This is a genomic window from Vibrio sp. S/42/10, from assembly GCF_029890535.1.
GTDB lineage: Bacteria > Pseudomonadota > Gammaproteobacteria > Enterobacterales > Vibrionaceae > Vibrio > Vibrio cyclitrophicus.
In genome coordinates this window covers 362,285-382,362 of record NZ_JAKMZC010000002.1, presented here as the reverse complement: position 1 = coordinate 382,362, position 20,078 = coordinate 362,285, and the positions used below count along the sequence as shown (strand labels likewise).

The following is a 20,078-nucleotide window of genomic DNA, read 5'->3' as shown; positions in this document are numbered from 1 at the left end:
TACTGTTGCTTGCTTAATGCTCATCACCGTCTCGCTTTTTGCGAAGTCGGTGATCAGTATTGAAGCTAGTGATAGACATTGAGGCCCTTTATGTTGCTACGATCCGTCCCACTGAAAACATCGATGTTAGGCCTAGGAACTGCCTTAGTCTTCGTCGCGCTGTACTCGATCACTGTTGGGCCAATGAACATTAGCTTGGCTGACAGCGCAGCCAGCCTGCTCCAACTAAACAATGACTTAGCACCTCACATCAATTTGGTGATTCAAGAAATTCGCTTACCCAGAACGATATTGTGCATGCTAATCGGCGCAATACTCGCTTTATGTGGCGCAGTCATGCAGGGCTTATTTCGAAACCCGCTTGCCGAGCCTGGAATCATTGGCGTGTCAGCCGGATCTGCATTGGGTGCCGCATTAGCTATTGTCCTTTTTTCAAAAATTTCCGTCCAATACCCAGCATTTATGAATTTTGCTGCGGTCCCTGTCTTCGCCTTTCTTGGTGGCGCATTAACTACGCTATTGGTGTATAAGCTGGGTACAGGCAAATTTGGCACTTCAGTCACCATCATGCTGTTAGCGGGTGTAGCGATCAGTGCACTATCTGGCGCAGGTATTGGCTTTTTGAATTTCATTGCTGATGACCAAATGCTGCGTGATCTTTCATTATGGTCAATGGGTTCATTAGCGGGTGCTAAGTGGTCTGGCATTTTACTTGCTGCTGTCACGCTCGTTGGATTGTTTATTATTTTCTACCGCCAAGCGATGTCACTGAACGCCCTGCTCTTAGGTGAGTCAGAAGCGCAACACCTTGGTATCCCAGTACAAAAACTTAAACGAAAGTTGATTCTACTGACCGCCGCAGGCGTAGGAATCACGGTTAGTTTGTCTGGGATGATCGGTTTTATCGGGCTTGTGATCCCTCATTTAGGTCGCATGTTAGCGGGCCCGGATCATCGAGTTCTACTTCCCTTATCTGCCGTTTTAGGTGCATTGCTGTTAACCGCCGCAGACATGTTCTCACGCGTGATACTTGCTCCAGCAGAGCTACCTGTAGGTATTGTCACCGCAATAATCGGCGCACCGTTCTTCCTGTACCTACTATTTCAACAGAAAGGGAGAATCCTTTAATGTTTCCTTCAGCGTTAAAAGCGACCGATATCGAAGTGAAGTTCGGCAATAAAGTGATATTAGATGGCGTTTCTATTGAGGTTGAAGCGGGAAAGGTAACCACACTGCTTGGGCCAAATGGCGCGGGTAAAAGCACACTACTCAAAGCCTTGTGCCAAGAAATATCAAGCAACGGTGATATCCAATATTTTGGACACACTAAAGACAAGTGGCCTTCTCATAAGCTTGCAAAGCATCTGGCTATGCTTCCTCAACACAGTACGTTAACCTTCCCCTTCCTAGCACATGAAGTTGTTGAACTTGGTGGAATCCCTCTGCAAGAATCCCACAAAAACCTCAAAAGCATTGCTAGCAAAAAAATGGATGTTGCCGATGTGACTCACTTAAGTGAAAGGCTCTACCCTTCTCTATCTGGCGGTGAAAAACAACGAGTTCACTTGGCTCGAGTGTTAACTCAGCTTCACTATTCTGGTGATCAATGCATATTAATGCTGGATGAGCCTACGTCTGCACTGGATCTCGCCCACCAGCACAACACCTTAAAGATCGCGAGAGAGTTAGCCGACAATCACAATGCTGCTGTTATCGTCGTGCTACATGATCTTAACTTAGCCGCACAATACTCAGATAGATTGGTAGTCTTAAAAAACGGGAACTTGATTTGCGATGGTAGTCCTTGGGAGGCACTTAGACCTTCGATGATTGAGGATGTATATGGCTATAAGAGTATCGTAGAAAAGCACCCAACCATGAGTTTTCCTCAAGTTCACCCCGCTCAATAAGCTCGGTTTAAGGCCTACTCATTTCAAGTATTCGTTCTTAATAACAACTAAGTCATACTAAGCCTCGATTTTTTCGAGGCTTTTTTATTGGCTCATAGCCTCTCTCGCGTCTCAAACTCAACTTTATTAGCAACCATAGCAATAAAGTCCAAACGTCTCATCCTAAGCGTTTGAGGCTCTAAATATGAACCATAGCCGTTGGTGGTACGGAGATTTGACCATTATTAGTAAAGGCATGGAAAACGTAAGCATATAAAAAGAAAAGAAATAAACGCTATCAAGACGGAAGTAAACCGACGAAAACAAGACCAATACATTAGAGGAGAGTAATGAAAAGTGAAATTACAGCCATAAAAAAAGCCCCCTCAGGAGCTTTTTTTATGGCGTGTTGATTATTGGCTCATACGAATTAATGACTTGCCAATCAACCACTCTAGTTCTTTACCGCTAGTCTCACCAAACTGAGTTTCCGTCAGTTTGTATAGACGATCAATACCGTTTGCAGCAAATTCGTGCGCGCTTTCAGCTGTAACGATATGATGGAAAAGTAGACGTAAGATAGCCAGGAATTCAGCGTCTTCAAGTGCGCTAACCCAGCTAGCCGAAAATGCGTCAAGACCATTTTCAAAGTCAATGTGTTCCATGAACATCTTAAAAATACGACCGTCTAGTGCAGCTGTAAAGTCAGTTTTCTTTGGAAAATGGTGGCTTATACCTGTACGAGAAACGCCCGTTTGCTGACTCAACGTCGTGTATGACATCTTGTCGTAACCCAACCTTAGCAACTGGTCTACAACGGCATCCATGATCTTCTGGATAGTGATTTCTGTATCTTCTTTACTACGCTTTGGCATATTCAGGCTCTTCTCTTTGTAAATCCATCTAACTCAATCAAATGAAGTCAGAATGCAAATCGTTATCAGCATTATGTGAGCAAGGTATTTTTTCGCAAGTATTTATAACTAATTTCACACAAATACTATGTACGAATAATTCTACAGTGACGCCTCTCTGGACGCTTTGTCTAATTATTCTTCGAATAATCACCTTACGATCCTAAGTCTGCAATTTTAAATAACTACTTAGAATATGAAATACCCAACGAAAAATTCATTGTATAAATACCTATCAAGCGATAGATAGTCTTATAAAATCATTCCTGGTGCAACTAAGTGAATGATATTCTGACAAATTAATAACATTAATCTTCGACAAAACATGATGGAGATCACATACATATTTTGCGTCGCGAATGTTGATATTCATTTCACCTCTAAACAAACAACATAGCATACCAGTATAAATTAGTTCAAAGATTTTAATTTTTGTAGATACCGTTCAAATTGCTCGTTAGAATAACCTCAGACTTTGTAAGAGGATTATTTATGAGCCAAGATAACGGTAACAATGATGTATGCGAAGCTTGCGGTTGTGCAGGTGAAATCGGCTTTATCATTAAAGAAGGCGACGAAGTTGCTGAAGTAAAGGTTTACGGTAGCTCTAAAGCCCTTATTGAAGCTGAGTTTGCTAAGTACGTTGAGTTAGCAAAACAAGTGTCTAGCAATGTTGAGTTTGAAGCGTCAGAGATGACAGAAGATAGCACTGAATTGCAAGCGCGCTTTAAATTTGAAGTCAGCGCTGAAAAAATTATTTTTGAACTTAAAACTCGCTCTTTAGCGCGTTAATATAAGCATCAATATTCATACAAATAAAAAGGCGAGCTTACTGCTCGTCTTTTTTTATCATTTCAACCCAACCAAGTGCCCCATTAGTTTCAAAATCATTTTCCGCTGTACATTTAATCACCACTCCTGAAACCTCAACGACAGCACCTATGCTATAAGCCTTATCATTGTAATAACAAACTCGTTGCTGTGAACTACTCTGAGTGACGACCACAGCTGCTTTTGCGGGCGTTGATATTATTTTATTAGCATTCGCTGATATTGAACAACACATAGAAGTTAGAAGCATAAAAGCCTGTAAAGTTTGACGCTTTGTTCCAACCCAAAATTTACCTATCATTGTCGTTCTATTCCTTTTTTACCTACCAATAAATGAGTAAAACACTAGGCGAGAATAATTTTTTCATTATAGTGTTATCGTTTATCGTAATAAAGAAGCTTGTTATGATCCGAATAATTGCACTTATTATTGGTTATTTAACCATAACAAATGTGGCAGCAGAACCCCTCGATCAGTATCAAATATTGAACCATTTGGATAATTACGGAAACTTATATTTACGTAATAAGCCGTACACATCACTTCCTAGCGGCCTGATTGTTGATGGTAATCTAAATATAGAGAACACCGCAATTACCCGTTTACCGAAAGGTTTAGAAGTGAACGGCAGTCTTAAAGCGTCTAACAGCCAACTGACAAGAGTTCCTACAGGCATTAAGATAAAGGGCTACGCCGACTTGATTGGCAGCCAAATCACCAGTTGGCCAAGAGGTGTGCGCGTCGGTGGATTTATTAATCTCACAGATACTCCACTACAGAGGCTTCCAAATGGCTTTAGAGTAAAAGGTGACTTAAGCGTCATTCGAACTCCTTTGACGGAACTTCCAAACGGTATCGTCATTGACGGTGATTTGTATATTGGCGGCTCTGCCATTACCGAGTTTCCAGACACCATGACGGTCAAAGGCAATATCTATCTAGGTGGTAACGCCGTGACGACATGGCCAACCAATTTAGAACTCGGCGGTGCTGTTGCTCGCTAGTTTAGACGAAGTTCGTTTTTTGTTCTTATGGGCAATAAAAGACCAAAACCAGACACAAAAAAGGAGCCCAAGGCTCCTTTTTTTAATTCATTCACTTGTTAGTTAGCTAATGCGCTCGTTCGCCTAATCATCATAAGCAAACTAGCCATAAGTGAACGCGAACTAACCAATGTTCTTCACAGGGTTCGCATAGCTATCAATCAAGTACTGACGAGCACCTTGTGGCAAGATCGATAACTTTTCTTCAAACTCTTTTTTAACCGAATCTGTAATTGAGTCATCTTCTTTTTCGGCTGCTAATAAGTTTACTGGGAACAGTTTGTAGTTATCGTGTATTTGACGATCGATTTCTTCGGCAAGCGCTTCAGGCGTATCAAAGTCTTGGTCAATAACCTGACCAAAACCAACGTGCACGCGCCCTTTGTTACCGATAATGCCTTGAATGATACTTTCGATATCTTCAAATTCACCCTTTTCATAACTGCCGTTTACGTCTTTCTCAAAAAGTTCTATCGCTTTCGCGGTGTCACACGGATCGTTTTCGTATGAAATAGCAACAGGCACGATCTTCAACGACTTCACATATTCAGGGAATGCGATTTTTTGCTTACGTCCTTCTACGTGGAACATTTTTAGAATTGCTGGCTCAGTGAAATCATTACCATCTTTAGCTCGGCCTTCTTTTTGAGCGATCCAGATAGAGTTACCCGTTTCTAAAGAGTGCTTAATGTAAGAAGAAAGCTGGCTTAACGCTTTCATCATTTCACGCGGCCCTTTCAGAGAACGTTTTACGATGAAGCTCTTGTTTAGACGCATCAATTCAGTCGCACATGGCTTCTTCAATAGGTTGTCACCAATAGCAATACGACAAGTCTGATGGTTCTTTTGATGCAAAGCGTAATTAACTAGCGCAGGATCCATAGCAATGTCACGATGGTTTGATACAAACAGGTAAGCTTGATCAGTATCCAATGACTCTAAGCCAGTGTATGTCACACCATTGGTGGTTTTAGCTAGCGTGTCACGTAAGTATTTTTTCACTTCAATCTGAATGGATTCGACGCTAGTCAGCTTGCTCCACTTCATTTTTAAGTAAACGCGTAGAATTGGACTCATTAACGTTTTGAACCAAGACGCATGGTTTGAAAAACGGTAGTGCAAAATCGCACTGATAAATTCTTCATCATTAATAAGACGGTTTAGTGCCGCAGGAATTTCATCATCGCCGTAAGGACGAATATCAACATATGGATCGCTTGGAGAGGTCATTTTTTAATTCATATAATAAAAAGCTGGCTCATTCTACGCGTTGTTTTGACTTCTCGCAGCTACAGAGCCCATACTTTTGACAAGGTCAGACCAGAAACATTGAAAATCCCCTGTTATTGTTGGCATTCTTACAGATTAACGGTAATCTTGACGCCCCAAAATTAAGGTACTATCTATGAACTTCGCTATTGAATATACATCGGCTTACTTTTCACACTTGGTGATCACACCACGCAAGAAAGTACTTAAACATAGCCTTGTATCGGTTCAAAGTGGCTTGGTTTTGATAAAGCTAGGTAAACAAGAGTATGCCGTTGAGCCAGGTCAAAGTATCTGGATTCCCTATGACTGCTTAACGTCACTGACCTACTTTCCAAATACCCAAATTAATCGTGTCGATTTTTCTGTGCGTTTAACGGATTCTTTCCCAAGACAAGCGGGTTACATCACTCAAACGAACCTGTCTTCGGCGCTATTAGAAAAACTAGAGATAACCAAAGCTCGCGCTTCAAATGCTAATAATACCGAGCAAGCATTCAAAGATATGCTTTCTGTGCTTAAACAAGAAGTGTTAGCGTTCAAACCATTACTTTGCGAAAGCGCCCTGTCTCAGCGATTCAATCAATGGAATATTGATGACTCTAACCTGCCACAAGAACACACCTTGGTGATGGTAATGAGGGAAGCAAAGAAACGCATGCAATCAGGTCAAAAGCGTGCGTTGGTGATTGATGACTTGTTCTCAGGTAAGGAAGAGGAGTTTGAGCAACTGTGTATGCTAGTGTTCGGTGAAGAACTCTAGACAAAAGAGTCCGGTCCCCGTTCTTTACTCACTAAATTCAGACGTAAACCAGTCTATGAGCTAACTATTAAACCAAGCCAAAAACACTAGATACTAAAAAGCCGCAAAAACTCAGTTTTTGCGGCTTTTTTAATTCTTAACATTTCAACTTTGAATTCTTCGCATCTCAACATCGACTAATGGCCTTTCGGTCTAGAATGGCAATTCAACCTGCATCATCAAGTCTGCGTCTCGTGAGTCATGCCAACGGTAATCAAAGCGCATACGAGGTTGCCCTTCTACTTTCTCACCAAAACCGATACTCAACTGAAGACCATGGTTCATTAACCATTCTTCTGTAGACATGTCATATTGCTCGTCTTCCAGATCTTCAGGGAACCACATCCCCAAGCCAACATAGTTTGATTCAAGGCTTTGTGTTAACAGAGGGGAATCTTTACTTTGGATAACCCAATCGGACCAATAGTCAGGTTTACTCTCTGAGTCTCCGCCTGAAAATCCACTGATTTCTAGCATACGCTGACCAAAAGATTCGATGCTAGTAGAAAAATTTAGACAACTATTTTCATCACCAGAAGTCAGCATGATCGAATCTAAACTAAAAAAATCACAATCAGCGTACGCAGGCATACTGCATGCAGCAATAATTAACGTCGCTGGTATCGCGCCCTTCAGCATAGTCATCAGACCTCTTAAAATAGTGAATCTATATTATTGTATACAGTTCACTGTCTTGCAATATTCTTGTAACTGACTTTGTACTCAGTTTTGCTACATTGCTCCCATTTTGCAAAGCGTGGCGAATATCAGTGCTTCGAATCTTTACTTTTTCGGGGCAAGCCATAACAGACCAGCGTTCTGTTATTTCATCTGATTTATAAAACGATGAAAACTTAAAGAAATTATCAGGCCCGATGACAAAGGTCAGTTCGGCCTCTGGATGCTGCTTTTGAAGCTGACTAAGGACGGCATAGGTCGTGACACTTTCACCAGGAGTAAATAGTCCTTTCTCAACTAATGACAGTTCAACTTGATCCAGCAATAAATCAGAGATAAACGCCTCGACAAGCTGACATCTCGTATCAAAGTCTAGCATCTCTTTTCCCCAAGCATGGGCAATGCTTGGTACCAGTAGAATCTTGTCAAAGTGAGCCAACGAATCAATCACACTTTTATGCCCTAAGCTCGGTGGATTAAACGCACTACCGAAAATGGCTATTTTTTCCATTGTTAATTACTGCCTTCTCTTTCTAAGCTTGTGCAAAGAGGTTTTTAAATCGAATGATTTAGGTATGATAACACTAGATTTTTAATTTGCTTGCAGGAAAGGAATACGAATGGAACAGTTAATTCGTGATGAAATGCGCGTACTACCTTCAATTGACCCTCACTTCGAAGTGACTCGTCGTGTGGACTTTATTAAAACGAAACTACAACAGTCAGGCTGCAAGTCTCTGATCCTTGGTATCAGCGGCGGTGTAGACTCAACAACCTGTGGCCGTTTAGCACAAATGGCAATTGATAGCCTGAATGAAAGCTCTGGCAGTAACGACTATCAATTCATTGCTGTTCGCTTACCTTATGGCGAGCAAAAAGATGAAGATGAAGCACAGCTTGCTCTGTCTTTCATCCAGCCTTCTCAGTCCGTTTCTGTAAACATTAAGGCGGGCGTTGATGGGCTTCACGCAGCATCTCATGTTGCTTTAGAAAGCACAGGCTTATTACCAACAGATTCGGCGAAAATCGACTTTGTAAAAGGCAATGTGAAAGCTCGAGCTCGCATGATCGCACAATACGAAATCGCAGGTTACGTCGGTGGTCTTGTTATTGGTACCGATCACTCAGCAGAAAACATCACTGGTTTCTACACTAAGCACGGCGATGGCGCATGTGATTTGGCTCCTCTGTTCGGTTTGAACAAACGACAAGTTCGTGAACTGGCTGCAACATTAGGTGCCCCAGAATTGCTGGTGAAGAAAACCCCAACCGCTGACCTAGAAGAACTGGACCCACAGAAAGCTGATGAAGCAGCATTAAACCTTTCTTACGATCAGATCGACGATTTCCTTGAAGGCAAAGAAGTGTCTCAAGATGTATCAGATCGCTTAGTTAGTATCTACAAAGCAACACAGCACAAGCGTCAACCTATCCCAACGATCTACGATTAATTTTAGTTAATTACTGATAACGTAAAGCTAGTGGGATTATACAACTAGCAACGCAGTAAGAACCAAAAAGGCCGGAAGTTCATCTAGACGAACTTCAGGCCTTTTCTACTTGAGGCACTTTTTTATGGTCTAACGAGTCGCTAATCCACAACTTCGATATCCGTTTGCGGAACACTGCAACACGCCAGTATCTGGCCCATGTTACGTTCATGCTCTTGCAGTGCTGGTACGTCAGGTTGGTGAACCTGCCCTGATTCAAGTGTCACTTTACACGCGCCACAAAAACCAGCACGACAGCTAGAAGCAATAGGCACACCCGCCGACTCTGCCTGTTCTAGAAGCGTTGATTGGTTATTACCTTCAAACAAGTAGCCGTTTACACTCAACTGCAGTTGCTTCACAGTTTCTTCAGTGGATTGGGCAACACCAAATGCTTCTTGATGGTAATGCTGAGGGTTAAGCCCCATTTGAATTAACAATTTTTTTGCGTTATCCATAAAACCATCAGGGCCACACACAAACGCTTGGCGCTTGTGCAGTTCTTCAATTTTAGCGATATGCGACACACTCAAGCGCCCAGACAAACCATCCCATTCTTTGGTTGGCTGACTCAAAGAATAAATCACATGCAGACCGGTATGCTCGCTGGCAATCTTATCAATCTCAGCTTGATAAGGAATATCCTCTTCGCTGCTGCATTGGTGATAGAAAACCACATCATCGATTTGACCATGATCAGCTAAATAACGAAGCATCGACAACATTGGGGTTACACCGCTACCGGCAGACAAAAGCAGTAACGGGTGCGTTGGATTTTCTTCTAAATAAAATGCGCCATCTGGATTTTTCGCGACTAAGGTATCGCCTACGTGAAAGTGATCATTGAGCCAGTTAGAAATTTGACCATCATCTACACGCTTAACTGATATAGCTAAACGGCCCAATCGTGATGGGCTTGAAGACAGTGTGTAACGACGTGAAACCGTCTCGCCATCAATAACCATTTCAATCGGCAAATGCTGACCAGGTTGATAACTTGGTAATGCGTGATTCTCTTTCGCAGGCTCTAACCAAAAAGTTGTAAAATCACGTGCAATCTCTTCACGCTCAACACAGGTTAAATGTAACGACTCTATCCAAGTATCTTCATAGTGCTCTTTCTCTTTAGTTTCTAATACTTCAACGACATCACCTGCTTTGACTAAACCTTCATTTTTAGCAACTAGGTTTTGACCAAAGAAAACGCCACCACGCTCGTTGGCTCTAAATTTAGAAAAAGTGTTAAGCGGCTCTTTTGTTTCTCTAAACTCACCACGTTCAACGTCAACCGTTGTGAGAATGCACCGTTCACAAGGCTTAACGGATTCAAATTCAACCTCACCAATTCGTATACGCTTCCAGCCGTCTTCAGCAAATGCTTCGGTATTAGAAACAACAAAGTTGGTGCGGAACTGATCCATCGAATGAGTTTCAGGACTACGACGATTGAGTTCATCAAGAGAGGCTTGGCTAATCACTAACATTGGGTAACCGTCGGCAAAGCTCACATTGTGACCGAGCTTTTCACGAACACGATTCGATTGATCTCCAGAGAACAGAAGCTCAACTCGAACCCCCAACACTTCACTGAACCAATCGTCAGCTTCGTCGTTGGTCGTATACGCCGTGAAACTGTCTTTCCAGACCGTTGCTGGCGCCTCTTGCATCTTAAAGCTTGTGTACTTTAAACGCAGCGGCTCTTTACCTTCATAAGTAAAAATCAAACCATCAGGCTGCAAACTTGAAGATACCTTGACCATTTTCGGATACTTACGGGCCGTCACCATTGAACCGTCAGCTAGCGCTAACATAAAACGTCTGTCGAAGGTGAGACCTTGTTTTTCGACCCAAGCAGAAGAGAGTGAAATCCCACCTACTGATTTAACCGGAAACACATTGATTTGAGATAGAGAAGGCACTTGCTCTGAAGCCTTTTGATCTGACGGTAGCTGCGACATAACGATTCCAATGTTTTGTTATTTGTCCTAATGCTAACAAATGGTTATAAATAGATAAACTGACAAGCACTAAACACTTGATACCAAGCTATTATCTTGAGATGTTTATCCTAGTATCCCATATACATAAAAACAGCAATGTATTAACACTCTCCATACGTTCTATAATTTGAACACGGTATCGCATTAAACTTTCATTGAATAAAAAGGATTTATCATGAACAAACTCGTCATTATCATCTTATGTGTCCTGCTCCCGCCTGTTGGGGTATTCTTCGCTCGCGGCGCAGGTAAAGATTTACTGATTAACATCGTCCTCACTTTCTTTTTCTGGGTTCCAGGAATGATTCACGGGCTATGGGTCGCCACTCGCTAGCCCTTCGACTAATCTAATACAGAATAAATACCTATAAAAACAGGCTCCTAACCCTGAAGAGTTAAAAATAGGATGAAATGAAAGTGCTTTTCCACTATCATCCTGTCGCCTAAACGTAAGCGATTGCTTTCACAGATTTCGCCGAGTTTAGGCTCCAACTACATAACACTTCAATTGGTGGGAGCCTTCAATGACACAACTTACGATTACTCGTCCTGACGACTGGCACGTTCATCTACGCGATGGCGACGTATTAAAAGATACAGTGCGCGATATCAGCCGCTACAATGGTCGAGCGTTAATCATGCCAAACACCATCCCACCGGTAACCGATACCGAAATGGCTTTAGCTTACCGTGAACGCATCATGGCAGAGCAGCCAAGTGAACAGTTCCAGCCTTTAATGGCACTTTACCTAACAGATAACACGACTCCTGATGAAATTCGCAAAGCGAAAGAGTCTGGTGCAGTTGTTGCAGCGAAGCTTTACCCAGCAGGCGCGACGACAAACTCGGATTCAGGCGTAACTTCGGCTCAAAAGATTTACCACGTGTTAGAAGCAATGCAAGAAGTGGATATGTTGCTTCTGGTTCACGGCGAAGTAACCACTCACGATGTTGATATCTTCGACCGTGAGAAGCAGTTCCTAGACACAGTACTCGCTCCAATTGTAAACGACTTCCCTAACTTGAAGATTGTTCTAGAGCACATCACAACCGCTGATGCTGCAAACTTCGTGAAAAACGCAAACGACAACGTAGCCGCAACAATTACAGCTCACCACTTACTTTACAACCGCAACCACATGTTGGTTGGTGGCATTAAGCCACATTTCTACTGCCTACCTATCCTAAAGCGCAACACTCACCAATTAGCGCTAATCGAGGCTGCAACAAGTGGTAGCAAGAAGTTCTTCTTGGGTACAGACTCTGCACCACACGCAAAAGGCGCAAAAGAGTCAGCATGTGGCTGTGCAGGTTCTTACACAGCGCACGCTGCCGTTGAACTGTACGCAGAAGTGTTCGACTTAGAAGGTAAAATTGAGAACCTAGAAGCGTTTGCAAGCCACAACGGCCCTGACTTCTACGGTATGCCGCGTAACACAGACACCATCACTCTTGTTAAAGAAGAGTGGAACGTTGCTGAAACCATGCCTTTCGGTTCAGACATCGTAGTGCCAATCCGTGGAGGCGAGACGATTGCTTGGTCTGTAAAGTAAACACTTGGTCGTAAAAATAAGCGCTTATATTGAAAAATAAGAGCGTGGTGTTAATTAAACACGACCCATTAGATTAAAAGGGGCACCATAATGATTATGGTGCCCCTTTTTGTTCTGATGACAGGCATCCTTTCACCGAACACAATTTATCACTTATTTACCACGAACTTTCTCTATTGCACCCCAAACGACTACGACAAGCAATCCAGCGAGAACACCAATCACGGCATTCAACAGAGTTGGAATAATCGCTGTCGCAATCGTGTGACCACTAAAATCCATAATGATCGGTTCGATTAAATGGTGGATAACTGGCACGCTGTGTACCACAATACCGCCACCAACTAAGAACATCGCAGCCGTACCAACAACAGCAAGTAACTTCATTAGTTTTGGGGCAAATGCAACTAGCCCATTCCCCAACTTGGTTTTAATGGCATTACCACTCGATGTACGCTGGAGATAAAAACCTAAATCGTCTAGCTTCACGATTCCTGCAACCAAGCCATAAACACCCATCGTCATCACAACTGCAATTAAACTCACAACAAGAATTTGAGTCACAATACTTGTCCCCGTTACAGTACCCAGCGCAATCACTATGATCTCTGCAGACAAGATGAAGTCGGTCCGAATCGCACCCGCTACCTTTCTCTTCTCATACTCTTCTAAGGATTCATTAGTGTCATTTTCTGCACTTTTTTCTTCATGTGGATGAGCATGAGGGAAGATCTTCTCTAATACTTTTTCTGCCCCTTCAAAACAAAGAAACAAGCCACCAATCAAGAGTAATGGCATGATCAGCCAAGGAATAAACGCGCTGATCAATAATGCTGCAGGCACTAAGATCAGCTTGTTTTTAAATGAGCCTTTTGCAACCGCCCATACCACTGGGATCTCTCTTTCAGCAGCAACACCTGATACCTGTTGGGCATTCAGAGCTAAATCATCACCTAATACACCTGCGGTTTTTTTCGCCGCAACTTTAGACATTAGCGCGACATCGTCTAGCACTGTTGCTATGTCATCTAGCAATGTGAGTAAACTTGCTCCAGCCATTTTTTATTCTCTTTCAAAGGATTGAACAACAAATGGAATGTAACACTATCAATCCACTCATCAAAGTTATGAGTCTGTAATAAATAAAGTCACAAACTGTGTTTTCTATTGCTGTCGCAGTTAGACAGGACTAGTCTGTCTTCATCTTTCATGAACATAAAAGAAAAAGTATAGATGAAAAGTGAATACTTCTACCCAATCGGTCAGCCAGGACAAAAGTGGCAACAAGCAGAACGTGAAGCGTGGTTCACTCAAAGAACGGTTAAGCGTGAATACCAACAAGAAGTTGTACCAAAGATTAAAGCGCTTGCAGACCGCCTCGACATCGAACAATACGGTGCATTGAGCTACGATGAAGATCGCTTCCCGCTTTTCGCTATCAAAAGCAAAAACTGGGATGCATCAAAACCCACGGTTCTAGTAACAGGTGGTGTACACGGTTACGAAACCAGTGGTGTACACGGTGCGATTAAGTTCGCGGCAACTCAAGCAGAACAATACTCAGCACACTTCAACATTGTTGTTGCTCCCTGTGTGAGCCCTTGGGGCTACGAAGTGATCAACCGTTGGAACCAAAATGCGGTCGATCCAAACCGCTCTTTCTACGACGGTACGCCAGCAGAAGAATCAGCAAACCTACGTGCGTTAGTGGCTTCTTTGCCAAAAGTACTGGTTCACGTTGACCTGCATGAGACGACAGATTCTGATGAAACTGAATTCCGACCAGCACTCGCAGCGCGTGACGGCCTTGAATACATTGAAGGCATGATCCCAGACGGTTTCTATACTGTTGGCGATACTGATAACCCACAACCAGAATTCCAAGCAGCGGTTATTGCTTCAGTAGAAAAAGTAACGCATATTGCTCCAGCAGATGCAGATGGCAAGATCATTGGTTCAGACGTCACTCAGCACGGTGTGATCAACTACCCAATGAAGAAGCTTGGCTTATGTGGCAGCGTTACTGATTGCAAATACGGCACAACCACAGAAGTTTACCCAGACAGCGACAAAGTGACAGACGAAGAGTGCAATGACGCTCAAGTGGCTGCGGTAACCGGTGCTTTGGATTACGTAATCCAACACGAATTAAACGCTTAAGCGACTACTTAAGACCTCGCACCAAGCACTTAATAGCGAGTTCCCTACCTAAAGCGAATCTCTAAAACTAAAAAAGAGCCATAAGTGACGATTCACTTGTGGCTCTTTTATTATGTCTTTTCTGCTTATCTTTGATTTCTTCTTAGACATAAAAAAGCTCCCTTGCACAGTACAAGAGAGCTTTTAAATAACGCTTCATCCGGAATAAGTAGTTATTTACCTAATTACTTACTCAGAGTCTTAGCTATTTTATTTCGCTGTTTCGCTAACGCTTGCTTGTCCTTTATCTACTTCAGTCAGTAGACCTTTCAACAAGCTGACACAGCCAATCAGAAGAATGATCGTAAACGGCAATGCTGCGATGATAGTGATCGATTGAAGTGCTTGGATAGATTGAGTGCCACCAATCCATAGCATCACCATTGCGATCGCGCCTGAGATAACCGCCCAAACCACTTTCTGTTTCACTGGCACTTCAAGCTTACCACCTGCCGTCATGCCATCGATAACGATAGAACCTGAGTCCAACGTGGTAACGAAGAACACGATGATCAACGCGACTGCGATAACAGATAGAATGTTGCCAAACGGGTATGCATCTAGCATGTAGAACAAACTTAGAGAAACGTCTGTGATGCCTTGGTCAAGGCCAAGTTGCCCTACCTGATTAATTACTTGTTCGATAGCCACACCACCGAAGATAGACATCCAAGCTGAAGTTACTAATGTTGGGATAATCAGTACGCAAAGTAGGAATTCACGAACCGTGCGACCTTTAGAAATACGCGCTACAAACATGCCGAAGAAAGGTGCATACGCAACCCACCATGCCCAGTAGAACACAGTCCAACCATGCAGCCATGTTGTGTCTTCACGACCAGAACTTTGGCTTAAAGCTACGATATTTTTCACATAGCCCGTCACCGCTGTTGCCACGGAATCAAGTACAGTCGTGAAGTTCAATACTGCGATAAGACCAAGGAATACGAACGCGATAACCATGTTCAAGTTACTTAGGAACTTAACACCACCGTCCATACCACGTAGAACAGAAATGATCGCCAAACCCATGATTAGAACAATGATAGCTTGCTGAAGAAAAATGTTATTTTCCAAACCGAACACATGGCTAATACCACTTGCCGCTTGTGTACCGCCTAAGCCTAATGAAGTTGCTAGACCAAACAAAGTAACCAGTACGGTTAGTACGTCGATAACATCACCGGTTTTACCCCAAACACGTTCACCCAGAATTGGATAAAACACTGAGCGCATTGAAAGCGGCAAACCTTTGTTATAAACGAAGTACGCAAGACAGAGCGCCGTCATGCCATAGATAGCCCATGCATGAAAGCCCCAGTGGAATACGGTTGCACCTAGTGCGAGTTCACGGCCTGCTTCTGTAAAAGGTTCTGCATTAAGTGGGGTTCCGAACCAGTTAGTGAAGAACGCGGTTGGCTCTGCCACACCCCAGAAAATAAGCCCGATACCCATGCCTGCTGCGAATAACATCGCAATCCAAGATGACATTGAATAGTCTGCTGTCGCATCTTCGCCACCTAAACGAACTTTACCCAATGGTGAGAAAGCAAGAACAACAGCAAATGCTAGCATGATATTAGCTCCCCACATAAACAGGAAGTCAAACTTTGATAGAACAGCACCCTTAATAGAATCAATAGCAGCTTTAGCATCTGCTGGAGGAAGAGCAAGAAGAGTGATGATAAAGAGAAGAGATAAGCCAACTGAGGCTAGAAAAACTGTGTTGTGGACATCCATGCCCCATTTACTGACGTTATCTTGACCAACTTGATAGTCAGTAGAATCGATACTGTATTTTTTTGATTTAAAACTCATAAATTATGATGTTCGCATATCCGAATCAACGAATATAAGGACGCTCTCCATATCCAATTACTACTTGATTGACTTGCCGAGCCACGTAAATAAAACGTGATAAAAATCACCGAAATAGATGATGATTGGACTTACTTGCTCAATCCCAAGGCGCGCATTATAGCACAGCACGAAGCATTTTGACGGAGTTTCAGCTTAAAAGTTACCCGAACCACCGTTGATAGTGACAGTTACGCCAATAAAATCAGAATAAAATAAAGAAATAAAAACCTTTAAAGACAGCATCTTAAATCAAAGTTGCACACCGTAAAATCTAAACTAAACTTTCGACAGATAGTATTAACAACAGCCCAATTTATTTATAGCTCTAACAAAAAAGCCCCGCTATAGGGGCGGGGAAATTACCAAAGGTAAAAGAGAAATCAATAATGAAATTTTAGCGCCACGTATCGCAGCGCTCAGATACGAAATCGCTACAGAGTATTAGAGCGCGTAGCAAAAACCTAAGTTATAGTCTTCGCCATTCTTCGCCGTGAACTCTTTGTCTTCGCTCGATGCGTTCGAGCGACCGCTTTCATCGCCTTTCACCAGACTCACCCAGTGACGGATTCCTGAAGAGCGGCTAACCTCTGTTTGGCCAAATGTAGTACATGTTTCTAGCTGGATATCTTGAATATCAACCAATTCCAAGTGGCCAGTACCTTTACGAGCACCGATTGTCACTTCAACGTGTGTACCGCTTTCGTCACGGAATAATATTGCTGAAGGCTTAGATTTATCACCTGTGTAAGCCACAAAGTGTTTAGCGCGTTTCAGGCCTGTGTGTTCACCGTTTTTGAAGTAAACCTGAACATGTCGATAATCAATCTCGTAGCTCACCACGTCTTCGTGTGAACCCGCCTCAAGAGGAAATAGAGTATCAAGCAACTGTTTCGCCATTCTCTGCTTTTCGAGTTGCTTGTCTGCTTTCACCATTTCAACGGCAAAGACAGCTTCAGCAATAAATGTTGAATGGTTTCTGTGAAGTTCTGTTTTGTCTAGTGTCAGCATATTCATAGTTTTTCCCTCTTACGGCTTTGAATTTCATGTAGGTCAAAAATCCTGATTGACCCTTTTCAAAATTGTTCTTTACTGTGTTGCTTCCATGTATTTCATACTACTTGTATTTTCCAAACAATTTCACAACAAAAATTTCACAGTGTGAATTTTACTAAATTGCTTTTTTACACAAACCGGTATTTCGAGTCCTCAGCCTTTAACTGATGGGGTTGAGGGCTCAGTAGAAACACTTTTACGTGCTGTTTGAATTAGTGTAGTAACCAACACCAACCAGCTTATTGTCGATCACTCGATAGTAAGTGTGTTTGGTTTCCACTTTTCTCGACAGCGGGTTTAACCATTGATAGGTGTAAACGCCACGACCATTTTCTTTAGCGAGATTCAGCATCTCAGTAAGAATTGGCTTATTGTCAGGGCTTAGAATTTCATTGTGTGACCGTCCGACAAGCTCAGGAGACACGCCATGAGCGAGCAGTTTCCCGGAGTTCATGTCTATCACAAACACATACAGGTCTCCTTCAACAAAGCTGCCTTCACTATTATTGAACTCGGCAATGCTGTCTTGCTCAGACTCTACCATCGCGGTCATGGCTCTTGCCAATAACCGCTTAGCTTCTGTTGCACTGGAGCGTTCTGGGTAATACCCCACGGCAACAATCACGTCACCGACACGCTCAAAGAAGGTCGTTTTAGGTTCGCCCATGCGATCAGTAGGGTTAGTCCAATGGTACTGAACTTCGCCAAACCCGTTGTGCACAGCTTTAGTGATCATTTCTCTAAAAAAAGGATTACCGTAGACGTCTTGGGTATCCAAAACACTGTCGCCCACCAACACCATTGAAGAGCCACCACTGGCAAGGAATTGACCATCAATACCAAGCGCAAATACATAGAGCTCACCGTCTATATATTCGGCGCTACTCATAAAGTCTTTTACGCTCTCATCGCCTTCTTTTTGTACATGGACAACCGCTTTAGCAAGCAGGGTTTTGGCTCTTCTTTCAGCGTCACTGACCACATGTGGCTCTGAAATTTCGAGCACATTGACTGGCTCATTTTCTTTCGCTGTTTCTGAATGTTCGGCACGTAATCCAATACCACTGATCACTGCAAATACGGCACAACCAATAAGGATAATTCTTGATATATTCATAGTGACTTCTCCTAATAGCCCACTAAGGACGGTAGCCAAAGCGTAATTTGTGGGAAGAAAGCGATAACGAACACGCCCACTACGGATGCAAGAACAAAGGGGTGGATCTTCGCGGTGATCTGCTCGACCGTGGCCCCGCCTATCCCCGAGGCGACAAAAATATTCTCACCGAGCGGAGGCGTAGCAAAACCTATCGACAACGTACACACCACCACAATACCTACGTGGGTTGGATCCGCGCCTAGCATATACATAATTGGCAACAGCACTGGCACGATAATCATGATCGCGGCTAACGTTTCCATGAACATGCCGACGAAAAGCAATAGCACAATAGTCAGTGCCCACACCATATACATATTGTCAGTGAAACCTAGTAATGACTCAGCCACCACGACCGGAATTTTTTGTTCGATTAACAAGCGACCAAATACCGTTGCAGCGAATAGAATCAGCAACACACGCCCGGTAATCCATGTGGTTGTCGATAATGATTTGATGGTGCTTTTAAACGATAACTCTCGGTGAATAAACACACCGACAAACAGCGAATAGAAAATTGCCACAACCGCTGACTCTGTTGGTGTGAACATACCGCTGTAGATACCTCCGAGAATCAAAAATGGAGCCAGTATCGACCATATGCCACGGCGTAAAGCATGTCTTACTTCGCCAAATGACCAATTCTCAGACAGCCCTTTATAGCCTTCTCGCTTGGCAATGAAGTAGTTAGTGACAACGAGTGTAGATGCCATGATGAAGCCAGGAACAACGCCTGCAACAAACAATTTAGGAATAGATAAAGAAGCAAATTGCCCGTGTTGAGCGATGGCTTCAGGCGGTGCCATTAATCCCATTGCTGAGATGCCGAAAATAACTAACGGGATGGATGGCGGAATAATGATCCCCAAGCCCCCTGATGCAGCCGTTACTGCCGATGCGTAACTCTTATCGTAATCTCGCTTAACCATTGCAGGCACCATTAGCATGCCTACCGCTGCTGTGGTTGCAGGGCCTGAACCTGAGATAGCACCAAAAAACAAACACGCCATCACGGTTGCAGCGCCAAGGCCACCCGTCACGGGTCCGGCTAAGCTCTCTGCAATATCCACCAGACGTTTGGAGATACCCGCCGCCTCCATTAATGCGCCAGCAAGAACAAAGGCTGGCAGCGCCATTAATGGGAAGTTACCCACCGAAGTGAACGCGATTTGTACTAAAGCGATGGGGTTTTTGTCGAGCAACATATAGGCCGCCATTGAAGCGCCGGCCAGTGATACTGTGATTGGTGCACCCAGAATTAACAGGGTTAAGAAACCACCAAATAAAATTAGAGTTAAATAGGATTCCATTATTACATCTCTCTATTACGGCTATTC

20 protein-coding genes are annotated in these 20,078 nt (G+C 43.2%); 9 read left to right on the top strand and 11 right to left on the bottom strand.

The genetic code is table 11. The features are described 5' to 3' along the window. Nucleotides 1-90 precede the first annotated feature (90 nt). Together L8S15_RS03965 and L8S15_RS03960 are read left to right on the top strand one after the other, a co-directional pair. Nucleotides 91-1,128, top strand: a complete 1,038-nt coding sequence (locus L8S15_RS03965; protein ID WP_016768806.1) for an iron ABC transporter permease — start codon at nucleotides 91-93, stop codon at nucleotides 1,126-1,128. Then, on the top strand, nucleotides 1,128-1,910 hold the full coding sequence (locus tag L8S15_RS03960) for a heme ABC transporter ATP-binding protein (protein WP_016768807.1): 783 nt from the start codon (nucleotides 1,128-1,130) through the stop codon (nucleotides 1,908-1,910). The genes L8S15_RS03965 and L8S15_RS03960 overlap by 1 nt, the downstream gene beginning before the upstream one ends. A gap of 392 nt (nucleotides 1,911-2,302) precedes the next feature. On the opposite strand, the gene L8S15_RS03955 is transcribed toward L8S15_RS03960, so the two are convergent. Continuing rightward, nucleotides 2,303-2,764, bottom strand: coding sequence for a TetR/AcrR family transcriptional regulator (locus L8S15_RS03955; RefSeq protein WP_010431239.1), 462 nt, complete (start codon nucleotides 2,762-2,764; stop codon nucleotides 2,303-2,305). Nucleotides 2,765-3,295: 531 nt separating this feature from the next. Between L8S15_RS03955 and L8S15_RS03950 the strand changes: the two genes are divergently transcribed. Beyond that, nucleotides 3,296-3,595 carry a YfcZ/YiiS family protein gene (locus L8S15_RS03950; RefSeq protein WP_016768808.1) on the top strand — a complete coding sequence of 100 codons (300 nt, stop codon included), beginning with the start codon at nucleotides 3,296-3,298 and terminating at the stop codon, nucleotides 3,593-3,595. 37 nt (nucleotides 3,596-3,632) lie between these two features. Here L8S15_RS03950 and L8S15_RS03945 read toward each other — a convergent pair whose 3' ends face one another. Next, the gene (locus L8S15_RS03945; protein ID WP_016784268.1) at nucleotides 3,633-3,935 is read right to left on the bottom strand and encodes a DUF1496 domain-containing protein; all 303 of its coding nucleotides are present in this window, start codon (nucleotides 3,933-3,935) and stop codon (nucleotides 3,633-3,635) included. A 104-nt stretch (nucleotides 3,936-4,039) separates the two neighbouring features. On the opposite strand from L8S15_RS03945, the gene L8S15_RS03940 reads away from it, so the two are divergent. Further along, nucleotides 4,040-4,639: a hypothetical protein gene (locus L8S15_RS03940; protein ID WP_010431249.1), complete on the top strand. Its 600-nt coding sequence runs from the start codon at nucleotides 4,040-4,042 to the stop codon at nucleotides 4,637-4,639. 162 nt (nucleotides 4,640-4,801) lie between these two features. On the opposite strand, the gene L8S15_RS03935 is transcribed toward L8S15_RS03940, so the two are convergent. After that, complete coding sequence (locus tag L8S15_RS03935) at nucleotides 4,802-5,908, bottom strand: 1-acyl-sn-glycerol-3-phosphate acyltransferase (protein WP_016767906.1); 1,107 nt, start codon at nucleotides 5,906-5,908, stop codon at nucleotides 4,802-4,804. A 175-nt stretch (nucleotides 5,909-6,083) separates the two neighbouring features. On the opposite strand from L8S15_RS03935, the gene L8S15_RS03930 reads away from it, so the two are divergent. Then, a complete protein-coding gene (locus tag L8S15_RS03930) occupies nucleotides 6,084-6,710 on the top strand; it encodes a hypothetical protein (RefSeq protein ID WP_016767905.1) in 627 nt (208 codons plus the stop codon). A gap of 192 nt (nucleotides 6,711-6,902) precedes the next feature. Here the strand turns inward: L8S15_RS03930 and L8S15_RS03925 are convergent, their stop codons facing one another. Both L8S15_RS03925 and L8S15_RS03920 read right to left on the bottom strand, forming a co-directional pair. Continuing rightward, on the bottom strand, nucleotides 6,903-7,394 hold the full coding sequence (locus L8S15_RS03925; RefSeq protein WP_010431257.1) for a hypothetical protein: 492 nt from the start codon (nucleotides 7,392-7,394) through the stop codon (nucleotides 6,903-6,905). 22 nt (nucleotides 7,395-7,416) lie between these two features. Then, nucleotides 7,417-7,938 carry a nicotinate-nicotinamide nucleotide adenylyltransferase gene (locus tag L8S15_RS03920; protein ID WP_010431259.1) on the bottom strand — a complete coding sequence of 174 codons (522 nt, stop codon included), beginning with the start codon at nucleotides 7,936-7,938 and terminating at the stop codon, nucleotides 7,417-7,419. Between the two features lie 109 nt (nucleotides 7,939-8,047). Between L8S15_RS03920 and nadE the strand changes: the two genes are divergently transcribed. Then, nucleotides 8,048-8,878, top strand: coding sequence for an ammonia-dependent NAD(+) synthetase (gene nadE / locus L8S15_RS03915; protein WP_010431261.1), 831 nt, complete (start codon nucleotides 8,048-8,050; stop codon nucleotides 8,876-8,878). A 140-nt stretch (nucleotides 8,879-9,018) separates the two neighbouring features. On the opposite strand, the gene L8S15_RS03910 is transcribed toward nadE, so the two are convergent. Then, a complete protein-coding gene (locus L8S15_RS03910; RefSeq protein WP_010431264.1) occupies nucleotides 9,019-10,875 on the bottom strand; it encodes a hybrid-cluster NAD(P)-dependent oxidoreductase in 1,857 nt (618 codons plus the stop codon). A gap of 217 nt (nucleotides 10,876-11,092) precedes the next feature. On the opposite strand from L8S15_RS03910, the gene L8S15_RS03905 reads away from it, so the two are divergent. Together L8S15_RS03905 and pyrC are read left to right on the top strand one after the other, a co-directional pair. Further along, the gene (locus L8S15_RS03905) at nucleotides 11,093-11,251 is read left to right on the top strand and encodes a YqaE/Pmp3 family membrane protein (RefSeq protein ID WP_008215717.1); all 159 of its coding nucleotides are present in this window, start codon (nucleotides 11,093-11,095) and stop codon (nucleotides 11,249-11,251) included. A gap of 190 nt (nucleotides 11,252-11,441) precedes the next feature. Continuing rightward, a complete protein-coding gene (gene pyrC / locus L8S15_RS03900) occupies nucleotides 11,442-12,470 on the top strand; it encodes a dihydroorotase (protein WP_016790492.1) in 1,029 nt (342 codons plus the stop codon). Nucleotides 12,471-12,623: 153 nt separating this feature from the next. Here pyrC and L8S15_RS03895 read toward each other — a convergent pair whose 3' ends face one another. Beyond that, nucleotides 12,624-13,529, bottom strand: coding sequence for a DUF808 domain-containing protein (locus tag L8S15_RS03895; protein WP_016767903.1), 906 nt, complete (start codon nucleotides 13,527-13,529; stop codon nucleotides 12,624-12,626). Nucleotides 13,530-13,703: 174 nt separating this feature from the next. Between L8S15_RS03895 and L8S15_RS03890 the strand changes: the two genes are divergently transcribed. Continuing rightward, nucleotides 13,704-14,630: a M14 family metallocarboxypeptidase gene (locus L8S15_RS03890; protein ID WP_280572027.1), complete on the top strand. Its 927-nt coding sequence runs from the start codon at nucleotides 13,704-13,706 to the stop codon at nucleotides 14,628-14,630. Nucleotides 14,631-14,879: 249 nt separating this feature from the next. Here L8S15_RS03890 and L8S15_RS03885 read toward each other — a convergent pair whose 3' ends face one another. From L8S15_RS03885 to L8S15_RS03870, 4 genes are all read right to left on the bottom strand, one after another. Further along, nucleotides 14,880-16,487 (bottom strand): BCCT family transporter, encoded by a 1,608-nt coding sequence (locus L8S15_RS03885; protein ID WP_010431283.1) that lies wholly within the window; start codon nucleotides 16,485-16,487, stop codon nucleotides 14,880-14,882. Nucleotides 16,488-16,970: 483 nt separating this feature from the next. Beyond that, entirely contained in the window at nucleotides 16,971-17,543 is a 573-nt protein-coding gene (locus L8S15_RS03880; protein ID WP_010431291.1) for a malate synthase, read from the bottom strand. A 235-nt stretch (nucleotides 17,544-17,778) separates the two neighbouring features. Beyond that, entirely contained in the window at nucleotides 17,779-18,699 is a 921-nt protein-coding gene (locus L8S15_RS03875; protein WP_016793780.1) for a cache domain-containing protein, read from the bottom strand. Nucleotides 18,700-18,710: 11 nt separating this feature from the next. After that, nucleotides 18,711-20,051, bottom strand: a complete 1,341-nt coding sequence (locus L8S15_RS03870) for a TRAP transporter large permease (RefSeq protein WP_009845768.1) — start codon at nucleotides 20,049-20,051, stop codon at nucleotides 18,711-18,713. Nucleotides 20,052-20,078: the final 27 nt, after the last annotated feature.

Bases quoted from the DNA above. Each gene is read 5' to 3' on its own strand.
- L8S15_RS03960 (WP_016768807.1), top strand. From the start codon at position 1,128: ATGTTTCCTTCAGCGTTAAAAGCGACCGATATCGAAGTGAAGTTCGGC.
- L8S15_RS03965 (WP_016768806.1), top strand. From the start codon at position 91: ATGTTGCTACGATCCGTCCCACTGAAAACATCGATGTTAGGCCTAGGA.
- nadE (WP_010431261.1), top strand. From the start codon at position 8,048: ATGGAACAGTTAATTCGTGATGAAATGCGCGTACTACCTTCAATTGAC.
- L8S15_RS03925 (WP_010431257.1), bottom strand. From the start codon at position 7,394: ATGACTATGCTGAAGGGCGCGATACCAGCGACGTTAATTATTGCTGCA.
- L8S15_RS03885 (WP_010431283.1), bottom strand. From the start codon at position 16,487: ATGAGTTTTAAATCAAAAAAATACAGTATCGATTCTACTGACTATCAA.
- L8S15_RS03935 (WP_016767906.1), bottom strand. From the start codon at position 5,908: ATGACCTCTCCAAGCGATCCATATGTTGATATTCGTCCTTACGGCGAT.
- L8S15_RS03945 (WP_016784268.1), bottom strand. From the start codon at position 3,935: ATGATAGGTAAATTTTGGGTTGGAACAAAGCGTCAAACTTTACAGGCT.
- L8S15_RS03870 (WP_009845768.1), bottom strand. From the start codon at position 20,051: ATGGAATCCTATTTAACTCTAATTTTATTTGGTGGTTTCTTAACCCTG.
- L8S15_RS03880 (WP_010431291.1), bottom strand. From the start codon at position 17,543: ATGAATATGCTGACACTAGACAAAACAGAACTTCACAGAAACCATTCA.
- L8S15_RS03950 (WP_016768808.1), top strand. From the start codon at position 3,296: ATGAGCCAAGATAACGGTAACAATGATGTATGCGAAGCTTGCGGTTGT.
- L8S15_RS03940 (WP_010431249.1), top strand. From the start codon at position 4,040: ATGATCCGAATAATTGCACTTATTATTGGTTATTTAACCATAACAAAT.
- pyrC (WP_016790492.1), top strand. From the start codon at position 11,442: ATGACACAACTTACGATTACTCGTCCTGACGACTGGCACGTTCATCTA.
- L8S15_RS03920 (WP_010431259.1), bottom strand. From the start codon at position 7,938: ATGGAAAAAATAGCCATTTTCGGTAGTGCGTTTAATCCACCGAGCTTA.
- L8S15_RS03910 (WP_010431264.1), bottom strand. From the start codon at position 10,875: ATGTCGCAGCTACCGTCAGATCAAAAGGCTTCAGAGCAAGTGCCTTCT.
- L8S15_RS03955 (WP_010431239.1), bottom strand. From the start codon at position 2,764: ATGCCAAAGCGTAGTAAAGAAGATACAGAAATCACTATCCAGAAGATC.
- L8S15_RS03930 (WP_016767905.1), top strand. From the start codon at position 6,084: ATGAACTTCGCTATTGAATATACATCGGCTTACTTTTCACACTTGGTG.
- L8S15_RS03895 (WP_016767903.1), bottom strand. From the start codon at position 13,529: ATGGCTGGAGCAAGTTTACTCACATTGCTAGATGACATAGCAACAGTG.
- L8S15_RS03905 (WP_008215717.1), top strand. From the start codon at position 11,093: ATGAACAAACTCGTCATTATCATCTTATGTGTCCTGCTCCCGCCTGTT.
- L8S15_RS03890 (WP_280572027.1), top strand. From the start codon at position 13,704: ATGAAAAGTGAATACTTCTACCCAATCGGTCAGCCAGGACAAAAGTGG.
- L8S15_RS03875 (WP_016793780.1), bottom strand. From the start codon at position 18,699: ATGAATATATCAAGAATTATCCTTATTGGTTGTGCCGTATTTGCAGTG.